Annotated in this window: 15 protein-coding genes; 5 read left to right on the top strand and 10 right to left on the bottom strand. The window is 72.0% G+C overall.

Annotation, left to right across the window (positions count from 1 at the left end; all coding sequences use genetic code 11):
• Positions 1 to 208: 208 nt before the first annotated feature.
• The 3 genes from IAG42_RS28520 to IAG42_RS28510 form a co-directional block, all read right to left on the bottom strand.
• The gene (locus tag IAG42_RS28520; protein ID WP_384624164.1) at positions 209 to 805 is read right to left on the bottom strand and encodes a TetR/AcrR family transcriptional regulator; all 597 of its coding nucleotides are present in this window, start codon (positions 803 to 805) and stop codon (positions 209 to 211) included.
• A gap of 61 nt (positions 806 to 866) precedes the next feature.
• Positions 867 to 2528, bottom strand: a complete 1662-nt coding sequence (locus tag IAG42_RS28515; RefSeq protein WP_188339823.1) for a class I adenylate-forming enzyme family protein — start codon at positions 2526 to 2528, stop codon at positions 867 to 869.
• A complete protein-coding gene (locus IAG42_RS28510; protein ID WP_188339822.1) occupies positions 2525 to 3289 on the bottom strand; it encodes an SDR family oxidoreductase in 765 nt (254 codons plus the stop codon). Before IAG42_RS28510 ends, IAG42_RS28515 begins: the two co-directional genes overlap by 4 nt.
• A 177-nt stretch (positions 3290 to 3466) precedes the next feature.
• Here IAG42_RS28510 and IAG42_RS28505 point away from each other — a divergent pair, with 177 nt between their 5' ends.
• Positions 3467 to 4726, top strand: a complete 1260-nt coding sequence (locus IAG42_RS28505) for an exo-beta-N-acetylmuramidase NamZ family protein (RefSeq protein WP_188339821.1) — start codon at positions 3467 to 3469, stop codon at positions 4724 to 4726.
• 174 nt (positions 4727 to 4900) lie between these two features.
• A complete protein-coding gene (locus IAG42_RS28500) occupies positions 4901 to 6145 on the top strand; it encodes an MFS transporter (RefSeq protein ID WP_188339820.1) in 1245 nt (414 codons plus the stop codon).
• A 67-nt stretch (positions 6146 to 6212) separates the two neighbouring features.
• On the opposite strand, the gene IAG42_RS28495 is transcribed toward IAG42_RS28500, so the two are convergent.
• Positions 6213 to 9074: a penicillin acylase family protein gene (locus tag IAG42_RS28495; protein WP_188339819.1), complete on the bottom strand. Its 2862-nt coding sequence runs from the start codon at positions 9072 to 9074 to the stop codon at positions 6213 to 6215.
• Between the two features lie 267 nt (positions 9075 to 9341).
• Here IAG42_RS28495 and IAG42_RS28490 point away from each other — a divergent pair, with 267 nt between their 5' ends.
• Complete coding sequence (locus tag IAG42_RS28490) at positions 9342 to 9944, top strand: hypothetical protein (RefSeq protein WP_188339818.1); 603 nt, start codon at positions 9342 to 9344, stop codon at positions 9942 to 9944.
• A gap of 76 nt (positions 9945 to 10020) precedes the next feature.
• Here IAG42_RS28490 and IAG42_RS28485 read toward each other — a convergent pair whose 3' ends face one another.
• Entirely contained in the window at positions 10021 to 11745 is a 1725-nt protein-coding gene (locus IAG42_RS28485; RefSeq protein ID WP_188339817.1) for an immunity 49 family protein, read from the bottom strand.
• Between the two features lie 64 nt (positions 11746 to 11809).
• The gene (locus tag IAG42_RS28480) at positions 11810 to 12313 is read right to left on the bottom strand and encodes a hypothetical protein (protein ID WP_188339816.1); all 504 of its coding nucleotides are present in this window, start codon (positions 12311 to 12313) and stop codon (positions 11810 to 11812) included.
• Positions 12314 to 12458: 145 nt separating this feature from the next.
• Here IAG42_RS28480 and IAG42_RS28475 point away from each other — a divergent pair, with 145 nt between their 5' ends.
• Positions 12459 to 13526, top strand: coding sequence for an RNA ligase (ATP) (locus IAG42_RS28475; RefSeq protein ID WP_188341656.1), 1068 nt, complete (start codon positions 12459 to 12461; stop codon positions 13524 to 13526).
• Positions 13527 to 13544: 18 nt separating this feature from the next.
• On the opposite strand, the gene soxR is transcribed toward IAG42_RS28475, so the two are convergent.
• Positions 13545 to 14009: a redox-sensitive transcriptional activator SoxR gene (gene soxR / locus IAG42_RS28470; protein ID WP_188339815.1), complete on the bottom strand. Its 465-nt coding sequence runs from the start codon at positions 14007 to 14009 to the stop codon at positions 13545 to 13547.
• A gap of 92 nt (positions 14010 to 14101) precedes the next feature.
• Here soxR and IAG42_RS28465 point away from each other — a divergent pair, with 92 nt between their 5' ends.
• Entirely contained in the window at positions 14102 to 14563 is a 462-nt protein-coding gene (locus IAG42_RS28465) for a MaoC family dehydratase (protein WP_188339814.1), read from the top strand.
• A 6-nt stretch (positions 14564 to 14569) separates the two neighbouring features.
• Here the strand turns inward: IAG42_RS28465 and IAG42_RS28460 are convergent, their stop codons facing one another.
• The 3 genes from IAG42_RS28460 to IAG42_RS28450 all read right to left on the bottom strand — a co-directional run bounded on the left by IAG42_RS28460 (position 14570) and on the right by IAG42_RS28450 (position 16811).
• On the bottom strand, positions 14570 to 15205 hold the full coding sequence (locus IAG42_RS28460) for a TetR/AcrR family transcriptional regulator (RefSeq protein ID WP_188339813.1): 636 nt from the start codon (positions 15203 to 15205) through the stop codon (positions 14570 to 14572).
• 85 nt (positions 15206 to 15290) lie between these two features.
• Positions 15291 to 15581, bottom strand: coding sequence for a YiaA/YiaB family inner membrane protein (locus tag IAG42_RS28455; RefSeq protein ID WP_262928318.1), 291 nt, complete (start codon positions 15579 to 15581; stop codon positions 15291 to 15293).
• Positions 15582 to 15659: 78 nt separating this feature from the next.
• The gene (locus tag IAG42_RS28450) at positions 15660 to 16811 is read right to left on the bottom strand and encodes an acyl-CoA dehydrogenase family protein (RefSeq protein ID WP_188339811.1); all 1152 of its coding nucleotides are present in this window, start codon (positions 16809 to 16811) and stop codon (positions 15660 to 15662) included.
• Positions 16812 to 16849: the final 38 nt, after the last annotated feature.

Raw genomic sequence — 16849 nt, 5'->3', positions numbered from 1 at the left:
TTTCCCCGATGGGGCACTGCCCTGTGGAGATCGCGCACGAAGTGCGCATCTCCAGGGGCGCGGGGCTGTATCGATCAGCGGCTCCGCCGCGGGGCGCGACCAGCCCCCACGCACCCGCAGACGCGCACGCACCGTCAATACCCCCGTGCGGCCCGCCGCGTCGTACTCACGGAGGCCGGGCGCGCGGCCGAGGCGCTGCTCGGCCGTCTTACGGGCGCAGCGCCCGCAGGAGCAGATCGGCCAGCTGGTCGGCGAGTTCCTGCGGGGTGAGGGGGCCGTCGGGCCGGTACCAGGTCGACAGGTGGTGGACCGAGCCGAAGTGATAGTCGACGACGAGGTCGGCCGGGGTCTCGGTGGAGAAGACGCCGGCTTTCTGGCCCTCTTCGATCAGGGCCCGGAACCGCTCGTGGTAGCGGCGCCGCTCGGCCCGTACCTGCTTGTTCTTCTCGGGGCTGAGGTGGTGCATGGAGCGGAAGAAGATCGCCGCGTCGTCGAGGTTCTCGATGGTCGTGACGACCACGTCGGCGGCCGCGGCGCGCAGCCGCTCCTCGACCGGCTGGTCCAGGTCGGCGAAGGCGTCGAGCCGCTCCTGCTGGAGGCGCAGCACGCGCGCGTACACCTCGTGCAGGAGGTCGTCCTTGGAGCCGAAGTAGTGGTAGAGGGCGCCCTTGGTGACGCCCGCCGCCTCGACGATCTCCTGCACGGAGGTCCGGTCGTAGCCGCGCTCGGCGAACAGCCGGGTGGCGGCCGCCAGGAGTCGCTGCGGAACCGGCGTCCCGTCGCCGTCCGTCGCCGCCTTGGCCACTGCCGCCACCTGCCTTCGCTGTCTGTCTCGTGGTGCTTCGGTCACTCGGGTCCTGCGCGGGTCACGCGCCCGGTGAACGCAGTTCCCGCCGGAGGATCTTCCCACTTGCCGTCTTGGGAAGCTCGCGCAGGACCTCCACCTCGCGCGGGTACTTGTACGCGGCGAGCCGTTCCTTGCAGTACGCGGACAGCTCGTCCGGGGTGGCGTCGGCGCCGGGGCGCAGGCTCACGTACGCCTTGACGGTCTCGCCGCGGTAGGCGTCGGGGACGCCGACGACGGCGGCCTCGCGGACGGCGGGGTGGGTGTAGAGGACGTCCTCGACCTCGCGCGGCCAGACCTTGAAGCCGGACGCGTTGATCATGTCCTTCTTGCGGTCGACGACGTAGAGCCAGCCGTTCGCGTCCATGAAGCCGATGTCGCCGGTGCGCAGTTCGCCGTCGGGGAAGGCCTCGGCGGTGGCGTCGGGGCGGCGCCAGTAGCCGGGCACGACCTGGGGGCCGCGCACCGCGATCTCGCCCTGTTCGCCGAAGGGCACGTCGGCGCCCCGGTCGTCGACGATGCGGACGACGGCATCGGGCCCGGGCACGCCGACCGCGAGGGTGCCGGAGACCGGGTCGACGGGGGCCTCGACGCCGGGCGGCACGGTGGCGCAGGGGGCGGTGCACTCGGTGAGGCCGTAGCCGTTGTGGATGTACGGGCCGAACGCGGCGCGGAACTTCTCGACGAGCGCGGGCGGCACGGGCGCGCCGCCGGAGGAGATCGAGTCGAAGGACGCGAAGTGCTCGCGGGTGGCCTGCGGCTGGGCGCCGAGGGCCATGAAGGCGGTGGACGGGCCGACGGTGTAGGCGGGCCTGTGCTCGGCGAACGCGTCGAGGACGACGCCGGGTTCGAAGCGGTAGGCGAGGGCGAGGGTGCCCGCGTTGGCGACGCAGGCGACGAGTTCGCAGACCATGCCGGTGATGTGGAACAGGGGCGCGAGGGCGAAGTAGGTGGCGCCTTCGGCGACGCCGAGGCCGGTGCGCTGGCGTTCGGCGTTGTGCGTGATGTTGCCGTGCAGGTTGGTGGCGCCCTTGGGGGTACCGCTGGTGCCGGAGGTGTAGCTGATGAGCGCGATGTCGGCGCTGGTCAGCTCGCGGTCCGCGGGCGCGGGGTGGCCGGCGCGGGCGACGGCGAGCAGGTCGTCGGTGTCGGCGGGCGCCGGGGTGACGCGCTCGAAGGACAGGACGCGGGTGTCGTTCCGGCTCTGCAGGTCGAGTTCGCAGGCGGTCAGGGCGATGCGTACGGGCGAGTCCGCGGCGGTGTCGCGCAGGTACGCCTCCCAGGCGCGGTCGGCGCAGACCAGGGCGGTGACCTCGGCGTCGTGGAGGACGTGGGCGACCTCGCCCGCCTTGTACATCGGGTTGACCGGGACGACGACGGCGCCGGCCTTGAAGGCGCCGAGCAGGGCGAGCACGAAGTGCGGAGAGTTCTGCAGCATGATCGCCACGCGGTCTCCGCGCTCCAGGCCCCGGGCGGCGAGGTGTCCGGCGACGGAGTCGGAGAGGGCGTCGACCTCGGCGTAGGTGAGGCGGCCGTCGAAGTAGGCGAGGGCCGGGTGGTCGGGGGCGCGGCGCACGGCGTCGGCGAAGGTGTGGACGACGGTGGCGGGCGGGGTGACGGGGGCCTTCTGGGCCTCGCTGAGGACGGCGAGCCAGGGGCGTGCCGCGTAGATCGACTCGGTCACCGGCCGGCCTCCCACTTCTGCTGGATGTGGTTCATGGTGGCGAGCCAGCGGTCCGGGGCGGCGGCGCGGCCCGCGTAGTACCCGGCGACCTCGGGGTGCGGCAGGATCAGGAAGCGGTCCTCGGCCATGCCCGCGAACAGGGCGTCGGCGACGTCCTCCGGTTCGATGGCGGTGGGCGCGAGGACGAGGTCACCGGCGGATCCGGCCTCGGTGAGCATGTCGGTGCGCACGCCCTGCGGGCAGATGGCGTGCACCTTGATGCCGCGGTGCCGGTAGGTGAGCGAGAGCCACTCGGCGAAGGCGTAGGCGCCGTGCTTGGTGACGCTGTACGGGGCGGCGCCGATCATGGTGAGCAGTCCGGCGGCGGAGACGGTGGAGACGAAGCGGCCGCTGCCGCGCTCCAGCCAGTCCGGGAGCAGGGCCTGGGCGGCGCGCACGTGCGCCATCACGTTGACGTCCCAGGCGGCGGCCCACACCGCGGGGTCCGCGGACTCGGTGCCGCCGGAGGAGAGGCCCGCGTTGGCGCACCAGACGTCGACGGTGCCGCCGAGGGCGTCCCGGGCGTCGTCGACGATCGCCGAGGCGTCGCCGGGGACGGCGGTCGCGCCGATCTCCTCGGCGACCGCGGCGGCCTTGGCGGCGTCGAGGTCGTTGACGACGACGCGGGCGCCGGCGGCGGCGAAGCGGCGGGCGAGGGCGGCGCCGATACCGCCGCCCGCGCCCGTGACGACGACTGACTGGCCCTGCGGACTCTCCACCATCGGTCTCCTTCGGCACGCCGTGACTCAGGTTGCCTCAGCACACTAACCAGTCGGTATGTCGTGGGGAAAGGGGGCGCGGGACACGGATGCGCGCAAGATCCGTTCCCCGGACGGGGTCCGGGGACTAGCGTGCGGCGAGAGGACCAGACCAGTTCCGGCGATCACGGAGGTGCACGGATGAACGTGTCGAGACGGGTGCTGCTCGCGGCGGGCGCGGGGGTGGCCGGCGCGCTGGGTGCGGGGAGCGGCACGGCGGGCGCCGCGACGGTGGACGGGCAGGGGCGCGGGCCGGGCCTGCGCACCGGTTTCGAGCGCCTCGCGGCCGACGGCTACGGGCTGCTGTCCGGGCAGAAGGTCGGCGTCGTCACCAACCCCACCGGCGTGACCCGGGACGTGCGGCACATCGTGGACGTCATGCACGCGGACGACCGCGTCGACCTGAAGGCCGTGTTCGGCCCCGAGCACGGCTTCCGCGGCACGGCGCAGGCGGGCGGCTCGGAGGGGCGTTACGACGACCCGGCGACCGGGCTGCCGGTCTACGACACGTACTTGAAGAGCGGTCAGGCGCTCGCCGACATCTTCACGGCGTCCGGTGTCGACACGGTCGTCTTCGACATCCAGGACGTGGGCGCCCGCTTCTACACGTACATCTGGACCCTGTACGACTGCATGGAGGCGGCACGGCTCGCCGGCAAGAGGTTCGTCGTCCTGGACCGGCCGAACCCGGTGACCGGGCGCGACGCGTACGGGCCGGTCCTGCACAAGGAGTTCGCGACGTTCGTGGGCCGGCGCGAGATCGCGCAGGCACACGGCATGACGGTCACGGAGCTGGCGCGGCTGTTCAACGGCGAGTACCTGGACAAGCCGGTCGAGCTGGCCACGGTGACGATGACCGGCTGGAAGCGCCGCGACTTCTACGACGCCTCGGGCCTGCCGTGGGTGCCGCCGAGCCCGAACATGCCGACCCCGGACACGGCCCTGGTCTACTCGGGCACCTGTCTTTTCGAGGGCACGAACCTCTCCGAGGGGCGCGGCACGACCCGCCCCTTCGAACTCCTCGGCGCCGAGGGGATCGACGCGCGCTGGGCCGCCGCCGCGAACGAACTCGCGCTGCCCGGTGTGCACTTCAGGGAGGCGTACTTCGCGCCGACGTTCTCCAAGTTCCAGGGCAAGACCGTGGGCGGCGTGCAGATCCACGTCGACGACCGCGAGGCCTTCGATCCGGTCCGCACCGGGATCGCGCTCCTCGTCACCGCCAAGTCGGCCTGGAGCGGCTTCGCCTGGCGCTCCGACAACTGGATCGACAAGCTCACGGGCTCGACCCAGGTCCGCACGATGATCGACAAGGGCGCGGACACGGACGAGGTCGTCCAGGGCTGGCACGGCGAACTGGAGAAGTTCCGCGCGGTGCGCCGGCAGTACCTGACCTACAAGTAGGCGCCTCGGAAGAGACCCGGAAAGCATCTCAATCCCCGAGACGCCCCGTCTCGGGGATTGACTGCATACTGCACCGACCGCGACAGTGCAGCCGTGCTCAAAGACGACCCCACCAGGGAAGACCCAGCCCAGGACGACACAGCCGCGGCCCCTCAGCCGGAGCGCCTACGGCGCGTGGCGGTCGCCAGTTTCATCGGCACGGCCATCGAGTTCTACGACTTCTACGTCTACGGAACGGCCGCCGCGCTCGTCCTGAACGAGGCGTTCTTCCCCAACCTGTCCTCCCTCAACGCCACTTTGGCGTCCTTTTCGACGTACGCCGTCGCGTTCGCCGCCCGCCCGATCGGCTCCCTGCTGTTCGGTCACTTCGGCGACCGGATCGGCCGCAAGTCGGTGCTCGTCGCCTCGCTGCTGCTGATGGGCCTGTCGACGGCGTGCGTCGGCCTGCTGCCCGGCTACTCCACGCTCGGCGTCTGGGCCCCGCTGCTGCTCGTGCTGCTGCGCTTCCTCCAGGGCGTCGGGCTCGGCGGCGAGTGGGGCGGGGCGGCGCTGCTCGCCGTGGAGCACGCGCCGCGCGGGCGGCGCGGCCTGTTCGCGGCATTCCCCCAACTCGGCCCGTCGGTCGGCTTCTTCGCGGCGACCGGCATCTTCTGGCTGCTGTCCGAGTCCCTCTCGGACGAGGCGTTCCGGTCCTGGGGCTGGCGGATCCCGTTCCTGCTGTCCTTCCTCCTGGTCGCCGTCGGCCTGTTCGTGCGGCTGAAGATCAGCGAGACGCCCGTGTTCGCCAAGGTGATGGCGGACCAGGAGGCCAGCAGGGCACCGGCCCTGGAGGTGTTCAAGCGGCACCCGAAGGAGATCCTGCTCGGCGCGGGCGGCATGGTCGTCGCGTACGGCCTCTTCTACACCGCCACCACCTACTGCCTCGCCTACGGCACGAAGACGCTGGGCGTGCCGCGCGGCACGATGCTCGCCGTGTCGCTCGTGGCCTGTCTGTTCCTCGCGGCCGGGACCTGGCTCGCCGCGACGCGCTCGGACGCGGGCGGGCGGCGCCGCACGGTCCTCGCCGGCTCGGGCCTCGCGGTGGTGTGGGGGCCGGTGCTGTTCCTGCTGATGGACACCGAGCAGCCGGTCCTGATCGCGCTGGCCCTCGGCGGGGCCCTGTTCTGCATGGGCGTGGTGTACGGCCCGATGGGCGCCTATCTGCCGGAGCTGTTCTCGGTCCGGGTGCGCTACTCGGGCGCCTCGTTCGCGTACAACCTGGGCGGTGTGCTCGGCGGCGCCGTCGCGCCGCTGGTGGCGACGCGGCTGCAGAGCGCGTTCGGCTCGTCGTCGGTGGGCTGGTACGTGAGCGCGATGGCCGTCATCTCGCTGCTGTGCGTGCTCGCGCTGCCGGAGACCCGGGAGCGCGAACTCGGCTGAGGACGCCACGGGAACGGGACAGCGGCCGGGCGGACGCCCGGCCGCTTCCGTGTGTGGTCCGCTCAGCTCACCGGTGCGCCGGGAACTCGACGACCTGCTGGTACGTGGGCCGGTTCTGCCACTGCATCGAGCGGTGGGAGATCCCGCCGACGGCGCGGTGCACGATCGTGTCCGCGCACCACTGGTCCCCCGCCTTGCAGGTGTCGTCCCCGGGATAGACCTCGGTCGCGGGCTTCGCGACCGCCGCGGCGAGTGAGGCGAGGAGCGCGTCACGGCAGGACGACAGGTCGCCGGCGCCGCAGTACCTCTTGCCCAGCGCGCCCTGCACGGGCTCGCCGAGGACCGCGCGCAGGTCCTTGTCGACGTAGCCCCACCAGCCGTACTGGAACGCGGATCCGGCGTGCGAGCCGGTCGGCCCGTGGCCGGCCGACGGTGCCTCGTCGACGGCGAGCTGACCGGTGAGCGCCTGGTAGAGGTCGCCGCCGAGCCCCGGCTCGAACGCGGCCTTCACGAGGAGCGGCCACCACGCGTCCATGATCCGGACGGCGTCCGGGTGGGCGTACGCCTTCGAGCCTGCGGAGGCCTGGTTGCGCTGCGCCCCGCCCTTGCGCCAGGCCTCCAGCTGCTGCACGGCCTTGGAGAGCGCCGGGTCGGTGATCGGCCCGCTCCTCAGCACCTTCAGGAGTTCGGGCAGGACCTGCTCCCCGCGCAGGTCGGTGACGGCCGCCTCCTCCATGGCCCGGGTGAGGGAGGCGCGGGTGACGCCGCCCTCGGCGGTGAGCTTCTTCACCCGGCCGTCGAGGAGGTCGGCGCGGTGCACGGCGCCGAGGCTGAAGTTGGCGGCGCCGAAGCCCTTGGCCTGCTTGTTGTTCCAGGAGATGTAGTAGTCCTGGTTCACCGAGTGCGGGTGCTGGGCGGGCGGGGTGTGGGCGGACGTGTTGTCGGCCGGGTCGAAGTCCCGCCATTCGTAGGCCTGTTCCGCCTTCACGGGCAGCGACATGTCGACGTTCTCGGCGCGCACCGGGTTGGCACCGCTGTTGTAGTACGCGATGTCCCGGGAGTCCGCGTAGAACCAGTTGAAGGCGTAGCTGATGTGCTGGGCCGCCTTCTGGAAGGAGGCGGCGTCCTTGACGTAGGACGGGTCGTTCAGCATCTGGAAGCCGATGATCGAGTCGGCCTCGTGGCGGTAGGTGGAGCGCAGCGCGGTGTAGGCGACGGGCTTGCCGTCGACGGTGGCGCGGTGCGTGACCACGCCGTACCGGGTGCGGAAGACCTGCATCCGGTAGCTGCCGGCGGCGGTGGAGTCGGCGACGGTCGGCTTCCAGGCGTTCTTCCGCTCCAGCTTCTCCATCGGGGTGCAGGTCCCCCGGTAGAGGTAGGAGGCCGAGGCCTTGGTGGGCGCCGATCCGTCGGGCTCGCACAGGGGCACCGCGTAGGTGTCGGTGATGTCCTGTCCCGCGGAGGTCGCGGACCAGGCGTAGTCCTGGCCGCGGCCCAACTGGATGTACATGCCGACGCCGGCGAAGGAGACGCCGCGGGCGCTGATGCCGGGGCCCTGGAGCTCCTGCATCATCAGCAGCTGCGGTGCGAAGTAGCCGGTCTGCGGGCCGAACACGGCGACCGGGTGGCCGGACGCGGTGTGTTTCCCGGAGACGAGGAGGGCGTTCGACATGCCCTTCTTGGAGGCGGAGTCGCGGAACATGTCCTCGGGGAGCACGCCGTCGTCGTACATGCCCTGGAGGGGCTTGAGGCGGGCGGGCGCCCTCACCGGGTCACGGGTGACGGCGCCGGACCGCGCGGCGGTGGCGGCCGAGCCGGTGCGGTCGTGGACGAGGGGTTCGCGGTCGACGGATCCGGCGTCGGGCAGGGCCTGGCCGCGCGCCTTCGCGGGCTTGGCCCCGTAGGGGAAGCGGGTGCCGTCGTGGATGGTGGTGACGGTCTCCGGGTCGTCGCGCCCGCGGAAGGACTCCCAGATCTCGGTGCCCTTCTCGACGCCGTACTTCTGCTGGGCGGCGAGCAGCGAGAGGGCCGCGTCGACCTCTCCCCCGCCGCCGTTGCCGAACAGTCCGCCGACCACGGAGGCCAGGGCGATCATGTCGGTCACCTTGAACGGCTGGATCTCGCCGATGTTGGTGATCGCGTCGATCTTGCCGGTGAGCACGTACTCGCCAGGGAAGTAGCGCCCCTTCTTGGCCTTCTCGCGGTAGGCGTTGAGCCCGTCGATGTAGGCCTGGGCGTCCTTCATGGCCTGGGCGCCGCGTGCCCCGCCCTCCGTCCTGATCCAGTCGACCTGCTTCTGGAGATCGTCCTCGGTGTAGGGGGCCTGCGGCCAGAACTCCTGCTCGAGTCCCTGGTTCGCGAGGGCGCCGCCGGCGAAGGAGGTCAGCTCGCCGCGGCCGATGTGGCGGAACAGGTCGATGAGCCAGAGGCGGTCCTGACCTGCGGCGTAGCCGGCGCCGAACTCGGTTCCGTAGCGCGTGGAACCTTTGACGTGGGGTACGCCGTTCTTCTTGTCACGGGTGATGGTCACGTCCTCCCGGGGACGGGTGACCGAACCGACCTGACCATTCGGGACCCCGAAGGAGGAGTCGTTGAAGAACTGGGAGAGCGTGTCGTCCGTGAGCGACGGATATCCGGACGACAGCGCGTCGTAGGGACCGAGCTGATCGTCGGCGTGCGCGGGCTGGGTTCCGAACAGCTTGTTGCCGAGGATCTCGACGAGCGTCGCGCTGCCGTTCGCCCCGGGCGGCAGGATGTCCGCGCACTGGCCCGCGCAGTAGTCGGCCGCGGGGGCGGGTTCGTCCGCGGCGGCCGTCGCGTGCGGGGACAGCAGCCCCGCGGTGAGCACGAGCGCCGCGGCGGCCGTAAGTCTCCGCAGGGGGCCTCGGGCCCTCCTGCGCGGGGTGGTGCGTGGGGTGCGTCCTCGCATGCCTGGTCCTCCCGACGATGGTGAGCCGGAAGTTACCGGCGGTAGACCGACCGAAGAAGATGAACATGCGTCACGTTTTCAGGATCGCCACAGGGATCACAGAGAGACTCCCCAGACCCACGAGGTGCCGCTGATGGCATCCATCCGGAATCGGATGGATACCGGCGCCCCGCGGAGGGATCCGAATCGCGTGTCGATACGTCTACTCGGCAACGTCGCTTCATGGCTGCGGCGACGCCGACGTACGTGTGACGGAGGTGCAAGGCGATGGCCGGATTCCGGAGTCTGGCAAGACAGGTGCGCGACGCGCGCAACGATCTGGCACTGCGGCGGTACTCACTGCGCAAGTGCCTGGAGAGGTTCGCTCCTTACGGACACCGGGCGACCTGGGACCATCTGTGCTCCCGGGCCGGCTTCGGTCCCGAGGACCGCTCCCCCGACCCGGCCCGCCTGGTCGCGGCCCTGGAGGAGCTGGAGGAGGCGCGGGCCGTGTGGCTCGCGTACGAGGACGACTTCGCCGAGCGGCGGCGCAAGGAGAAGCACGACGGACTGCGCCGGCCGGGCAGCACGGACGACTGGCACCGGCTGACCTGGGGCGGCTTCGGGGTCGCCTGGTGCGACGACCCGGCCGTCCACCCGGACGAGCCGCTGGCCGACGTGCTGCGCCGGCTGATCTCCGCGCTGGAGCGCGAGCCGGGCCGCGCCTGCCCGGTCTGCGCGGACGACGGCCTGGTCTGGAAGCACGACCTGGCGCACGAGCCGTCCTCGGGACCGGTGTGCACGCACTGCGGCATCGTCGTCCCGCGCCCGGTGCTCACCGCGACGGCCCTCGCGGAGGCCAGGCGCTCCCGGATGCTGGTCTCGGCGTAGACCCGGTCCGCACGGCGCGGCGGGGGTGCGGCCCCATCGAGGCGCACCCCCGGATTCGGCGGCTGCGGACGGGAGTTCAGCCCGGGATGTGTTCGAGGCGCTGCCGGCCGAGCAGATACTTCGGCAGGTACGGCTGGTCCATGTCGAGCGGGAAGTCCATGTCGTGGGCGAGACAGGCGAGGGCCAGCGGGCCGAGGGCCACACGGGCGCCCGGCGCCGCCGAGTCGCCCCAGTACCGGGCGTGATGGCCGAGCGCCTCGGTGAGCGCCTTGCCGAAGGCCTCGTGGTCCTGCGTGAGCAGCCGGTGGAACAGGGCGACGGGCTGGTAGTCGACGAGGTCCAGGAAGTCCTTCGGGGTGCGCGTCGACGCCTCGGGGTGCGAGGTCTCCATCGTGGTGACGAGCTTGGTGACGACGTCGTCCGTGGGGCGGCGCAGCCAGTGGCTCTGCAGCGTGTCGATCCAGTGCAGGACGTAGTCGTCGGCGGGCCCCGCGGCGCGCAGCGTGTCGAGCGGCACCTCGCACAGCCGCGTGGTGCGGTCGCGTTCGCGGGTGACGAGGGTGAGGTAGAAGGCGTCGAGCCAGGCGCGGGCGTCGCCGCGGACCTCGGTGCCGGTGGCGGGGACGGTGTGCTCGGTGTCGCCGAGCATCAGGGTCACGGCCTTGGTCTCGGTGAACAGGGCGGTGCCCAGCTGGAGTGCGGCGACCCACGCGTCCCAGGTCTCGACGCGGTCGGCGTCGGGATCGGCCTCGGCGCTCGCCTGCGCGAGGAGCACCGCGTCGGTGAACGCGTCGGGCAGTCCGTCCGGTGCGGCGTCGAGCGCGTCGATCGAGGCGGCGAGCGACGCGGTGAGGGCGGGCACGTCGACGGGGCGGGCCGTGGCGACGAGCCGTCCGGCGCGGTCCAGGCCGCGCAGCAGCCGCAGGATGTCGACGAGTTCGGCCGGGGGCTGCTGGCTGATGGTCTGCCGCTCGTCGTCGATGACGGTGAGCGAGGTGAGCCGGCCCTCGTGCCACCAGTACACGCGCGGCGACAGCGATCCGGGGCCCTCGTCGTGGGCGCGGACGGCGTACGTGGCCAGGTCGTTGACGGCGTCGACGGCGCTGCCGTCGGTGATCGGGTGGAAGGCGAGCAGGTGCCGGGTGGGTACGACGACGAGAGCGCCCGCGCCGGGCAGCCGCCGGCCGGTGACCTCGGCGGCGAGTTCGGGCAGGAGCAGCGCCTTGCTCGCGACGAACACCGAGTCCCCGTAGACGGAGTGCAGGACGGGGTGCCCGTCGAGCCGCACCTCCTCGTGGCGGAACGGCTCGCGCGACAGGTTGCGGCCCGCCGCCTCCCACAGCGCGTCGGGGTCGCCGGCCCGGGCCACGTCCTGGTCGTTCAGCAGCCGCACGGTGGTAGGGGCGTCGAGGGCGAGCGCGAGGTTCAGGCCGGGCGCCACGGCGCGCATGTAGCTGAACTGCCCCGCTCCGTCGGCGGGTACGGCGCCGGGCGCCACGAGGCGCATGCGGGTGCCGGCGAGCAGCTCCTCGGCGCTCTCCCCGCCCTGCGACGCCTCGGCGAGCTGCGCGAACTGCTGCTCGACCAGCTCGGGCCAGGCCTCCTCGGGCGTGACGCGGCAGCGCTGCGCCAGGTTCGTCAGCGGGTGGCGGTGTCCGGCGACCGCCGCGGTGTCCCCTTCGAAGGCGGGCGGCGTCCCGTGCCGCCGCTCCAGGGCGGCGGCGACGAGGCCGCGCAGGCGGTCGGCCTGCGCGGTGGTGAGCACGGGCAGATGAGCGTCAGGCGTGTCGTGTGGTGTCACGGGGTCGACTCTACGAGGCGTGCCGCCGGCACGTCGGACTCGGCCAGGAAACGGAGTTGACGCGTCAGGGCACGATGACGTCCGTCTGTATCGCCATCTTGAACTCGGCGAGGGTCAACGGGACGGCGATCCCGGTGTCCGACGCGCGGGCGCTGATCTTGAGGCCGACCGGGGTGCCCGGGTGCACGAACATCTGCCAGGTGTACGTGCGGTACTGGCCGCCGCCGGTGGCGGAGATGTCCGTGGTGCCGGTCGAGTCGTAGCCGGTGGACTCGCCCAGCGGGTCGCGGACGAAGCGGGCCCGGTACTCGGTGGCGCGGTCGTCGGCCTTCCAGAAGACCAGCGCGGACAGGGTGGCCCACCCGTCGTGGCTCGGCCGGATCAGGCCGGAGTGCGGGTCGGGGTAGCCGGGGCCGCCGGCCGGGTCGTGCATCTTCCAGGGGTCGTAGGACTCCTCGGCCGCCGCGTAGGGGAAGCGCACGAGGTGGTAGCCGTCCTTGTCGTACGTGATCTTCTGGGTCCCCGACCGGGCCGCGTCGTACTTGAGCGAGCAGATCGCGAGGGGCATGGCCAACCACTCCCTTGTCGTCGGACCGGCGACCGTAACAGGGGGAAATCCCGTCGCTCCAGGGGGTTTTCGGTCGGCACAGTCGGTCCCGGAGGGCCCGCCCGTGGCCCTCCGTCCCGAGCACGAGAACGAGGAGCCCCGTGTCATGTCGACGCTGCGCGTCACCGCCGAACCCCTGACCGTCCATCCGCATCCGAACGCCGACGCGCTCGAACTGGCCCAGGTGGGCCTGTACCGGGCCGTCGTCGCCAAGGGCGCCTACCGCACGGGCGAGTTCGCCGTGTATCTGCCGGAGCAGTCGGTGCTGCCCGCGGCGCTGATCGAGGAGCTGGGTCTGACCGGGCGTCTCGCGGGCGGGAACGCGGACCGGGTCAAGGCCGTACGGCTGCGCGGGGAGCTGTCGCAGGGCATCGTGTGCCGGCCCACGGCGCTCGCGGAGGTGGACCTGGCGGCGGCCGCCGCGGCGGGCACGGACTTCGCGGAGCGGCTCGGGGTGACGAAGTGGGTGCCGCCGGTCCCGCCGACGATGAACGGCGACGTGGAGTCCGCGCCCGAGCTGCTGCCCTGGACGGACATCGAGAACATACGCCGCCACCCCGACGTGTTCGCGCCCGGCGAGCCCGTCGTCGTCACCGAGAAGCTGCACGGCACGGCCTGTCTGGTCACGTACTGCGCGGACGACGGCCGGGTGCGGGTCTCCTCGAAGGGGTTCGGCGCGAAATCGCTGGCCCTGGCCGAGGATCCGCGCAATCTGTACTGGCGCGCGGTGCGCGGCCACGCGGTGGCCGAGGCCGCGGCCCGGCTCGCCGGGCGGCTCGGGGCCACCCGCGTCGGGATCTTCGGCGAGGTGTACGGGGAGGGCGTGCAGGACCTGTCGTACGGGGCGGACGGGCGCCGGGACACGCTCGGCTACGCGGTGTTCGACGTGTCCGCCGAGATCGGCGGGCAGGTGCGCTGGCTGGACGCCGAGGCGCTGCTGGCCGGTGAACTGCCGCTGGTGCCGCGACTGTTCGCCGGCCCCTTCGACCTCGATCGGGTCCTGGAGCTGGCCGAGGGCCGGGAGACGGTGTCCGGGCGCGGGCTGCACCTGCGGGAGGGCGTCGTGGTGCGCCCGGCGGTCGAGCGGCACAGCCCGGTGACCGGCGGGCGGGCGATCGTCAAGGCGGTCAGCCCGGCGTACCTGACCCGCAAGGGCGGCACCGAGTACGAGTGACGGCCGCGCGGGCCGCGCTCAGGAGGCCCGGCGTTCGCCGAGCAGCCGGGAGCCGGTGAGGCGGTCGCCGAAGACGTCGTCCGGGTTGGACAGGACGCAGGTGTCCAGGGAGAGGCAGCCGCAGCCGATGCAGTCGGTCAGGTGGTCGCGCAGCCGGTTGAGCTGCTTCAGCCGCTCGTCCAGCTCGGCCCGCCAGGCCTCCGAGAGGCGCGCCCAGTCCTCCTTGGTCGGGGTGCGCTCCTCGGGGAGCTCGGCGAGCGCGTCGCGGATCGTGGCGAGCGGGATGCCGACGCGCTGGGCGGCGCGGATGAAGGCGACGCGGCGCAGGGTGTCACGGCAGTAGCGGCGCTGGTTGCCGGAGGTGCGGCGGCTGTTGATCAGGCCCTTGGACTCGTAGAAGTGCAGGGCGGACACGGCGGCGCCGCTGCGGGCCGAGAGCTGGCCGACGGTGAGCTCGTGGATCTTCTCCGGAATCTGAGGCACCCGCCCGAGCCTAGTCCTCGGCCGTGGACGTTGTTAGCATGCCGAGAAGACTGAGCAAGCGCTTAGACATACGGACACGGAGGCCACTGAACATGGCGGAGCCGCGGGTTTTCAAGAGTGTCGACGAGCTGAAGGGCGCCGTGGGCGAGCAGCTCGGGTACAGCGACTGGGCCGAGATCACGCAGGAGCGGATCAATCAGTTCGCCGACGCCACGGGTGATCACCAGTGGATCCACGTCGACCCGGAGCGGGCGAAGGACGGCCCGTTCGGCACGACCATCGCCCACGGGTATCTGACCCTGTCGCTGCTGCCGCTGTTCGGCCCGCAGCTGATCACGGTCGAGGGCATGACGATGGGCGTCAACTACGGGACGAACAAGGTGCGCTTCCCCGCCCCGGTCCCCGTCGGCTCGCGGCTGCGCGCGAGCGCGACGATCACGAACGTGGAGGACGTGGCGGGCGGCGTCCAGGTGTCGGTGGCCTTCACCGTGGAGCGCGAGGGCGGCGACAAGCCGGTCTGCGTCGCCGAGTCGGTGTCCCGCTACTACCTCTGAGCGGCCCTACCGCGGGGCGGCCCCCACCATCCTGAGCACGAGGTCGGCGTAGAGCGCGCCGACCTCGTCGGGCGTGCGCCGCCCCTGCTCGTTGAACCAGCGGGCCACGTCGATGCAGAGCGAGAGGATCGCGACGGTCGTGCCGGACACGTCCGGGACGTCGAACTCGCCGGAGGCCACGCCGTCCGCGATGATCTCGCGCACCGTGGCGTCGCTGCGCCGGCGCAGGTCCACGATCTCCGGCCGGTGCTCCTCGCCGAGCGAGTCCAGCTCGTACTGGACGACGCGGGCCGTCATGTGGTGACCCGCGTGCCAGCGCACGAAGGAGCGGACCGCCTCGGCGAGCCGCTCGGCGGCGGTGCCGTCCGCGTCGGCGGCGGAGCGCAGCACCTCGAGCGCCTTCTCGTGGCCGATGCGGCTGATGCGGAGGAGGAGCTCCTCCTTGGTCTTGTAGTGGATGTAGAGCGCGGCCGGGCTCATGCCGGCGCGGCTCGCGATGTCGCGGGTCGTCGTGGCGTGGTAGCCGCGCTCCGCGAAGGCCTCGACGGCGGCGACCAGGAGTCGCCGCGCCGCGTCCGGGGTGACCTCGCCCCACGGCATCTCGTCCGCGGCCTGGGTGTCGGTCCGCTCGTCGTGCGTCATCGCTGCGCTCGCTCCTCCCGTGGGGTGTGGAGGGCTCACCTTACCTGCCACGGTGAGCGAGCGCTTAGGCCCTGCGGGGTCCGGATCAGACGACCGGCTTGAAGGGATCGTGCTCGGCGAGGATCTTGTCGAGGCGGGCCTGGTCGACTCGGCTGACCAACTGGTCGGCCTCCTGCCGGTCCCGGACGACCTTGGCCAGGGTGAACGCCGAGGTCGTGAGGTACAGGACCGCGATCGCCAGGAAGGCCCGCACCCAGCCGCTCGCGTCGAGGCTGTAGATGCCGATGCCGGTCGCCCCGAGAGCGACGGCGAAGGACGCGACGGCCTGGCCGTAGTAGGCGGTGGTGTTGCGCTGCTTGACCGTTGTCTCACTCATGCGGGACAGCATGGAGCGGATGTGGCTGCCGTCACATCCGCTCCCGTACTCAGCTCGGCGCCTAGGTACTCGGCGTACTCAGAACGCGGAGACGCCCGTGAGCGCGCGGCCGATGATCAGCTTCTGGATCTGGCTGGTGCCCTCGTACAGGGTCATGACGCGGGCGTCGCGCAGCAGCTTGCCGACCGGGTACTCGTCGATGTAGCCGTAGCCGCCGAAGACCTGGAGGGCGTTGTTCGCGCAGCGCACGGCAGCCTCGGAGGCGTAGAGCTTCGCCTTGGAGGCGGCGGTCGCGAAGTCCGCGCCCCGGTCGATGAGGTCGGCCACGCGCCAGGTGAGCAGCCGGGCCGCGTCGACGTCGACCGCGATGTCGCTGATCAGCTCCTGCACCAGCTGGTACGAGGCGATGGACTTGCCGAACTGTTCGCGCTCGCCCGCGTACCCGACGGCGGCGTCGAGGGCCGCCTGGGCGATGCCGACGCAGCCGGCGGCCACCGACATGCGGCCCTTGGCGAGCGCGGACATGGCGATGGAGAAGCCCTTGCCCTCGGGGCCGAGCAGCGCCGAGGCGGGGACGCGGACGTCCTCCAGGACCAGCTCGGCGGTGGCCTGGCCGCGCAGTCCGAGCTTGCCGTGGATGGTGCGGCGGGTCAGGCCGGGGGTGTCGGTGGGGACGAGGAAGGCGCTGACGCCCTTGTGTCCGGGGGCGTCGGTGGAGCGGGCGAAGAGCAGGACGACGTCGGCCCAGGTGCCGTTCGTGATGAACATCTTGGAGCCGTTGATCACGTAGTCGTCGCCGTCGCGCACGGCCCGGGTCGTCAGGTTCCCCGCGTCGGAGCCGGTGCCGGGCTCGGTGAGGCCGAAGCAGCCGAGGGCCTCGCCCGCGGTGAGCCGGGGCAGCCAGGCCCGCTTCTGCTCCTCGGTGCCGTAGGACTGGATCGTCTTGGAGACCAGGCCGAGGGAGACCGAGACGATGCCGCGCACCGAGGAGTCGCCGCGGCCGAGTTCCTCGGTGACCAGGCAGTACGCGAGGTGGTCGCCGCCCGAGCCGCCGTACTCCTCGTCGATGGTCAGGCCCAGGAAGCCGACCTCGCCGAGCTTCTTGACGATGCCGCGGTCGACCTCCTCGGCGCGGTCCCAGGCCACGACGTTCGGCGCGATCTCGCGGTCGACGAAATCCTTGGCGAGCCGGCGTACGGCCGCCTGCTCCTCGCTCAGCTCCAGATCCACGGCCCGACTCCCAGGTGTGCGCCAGCACCAATAAATTA

Source organism: Streptomyces xanthii (genome assembly GCF_014621695.1).
Taxonomy (GTDB): Bacteria; Actinomycetota; Actinomycetes; order Streptomycetales; family Streptomycetaceae; genus Streptomyces; species Streptomyces xanthii.
Note: the sequence above shows the minus strand (reverse complement) of the source record. Positions and strands in the feature narration are given on the sequence as shown.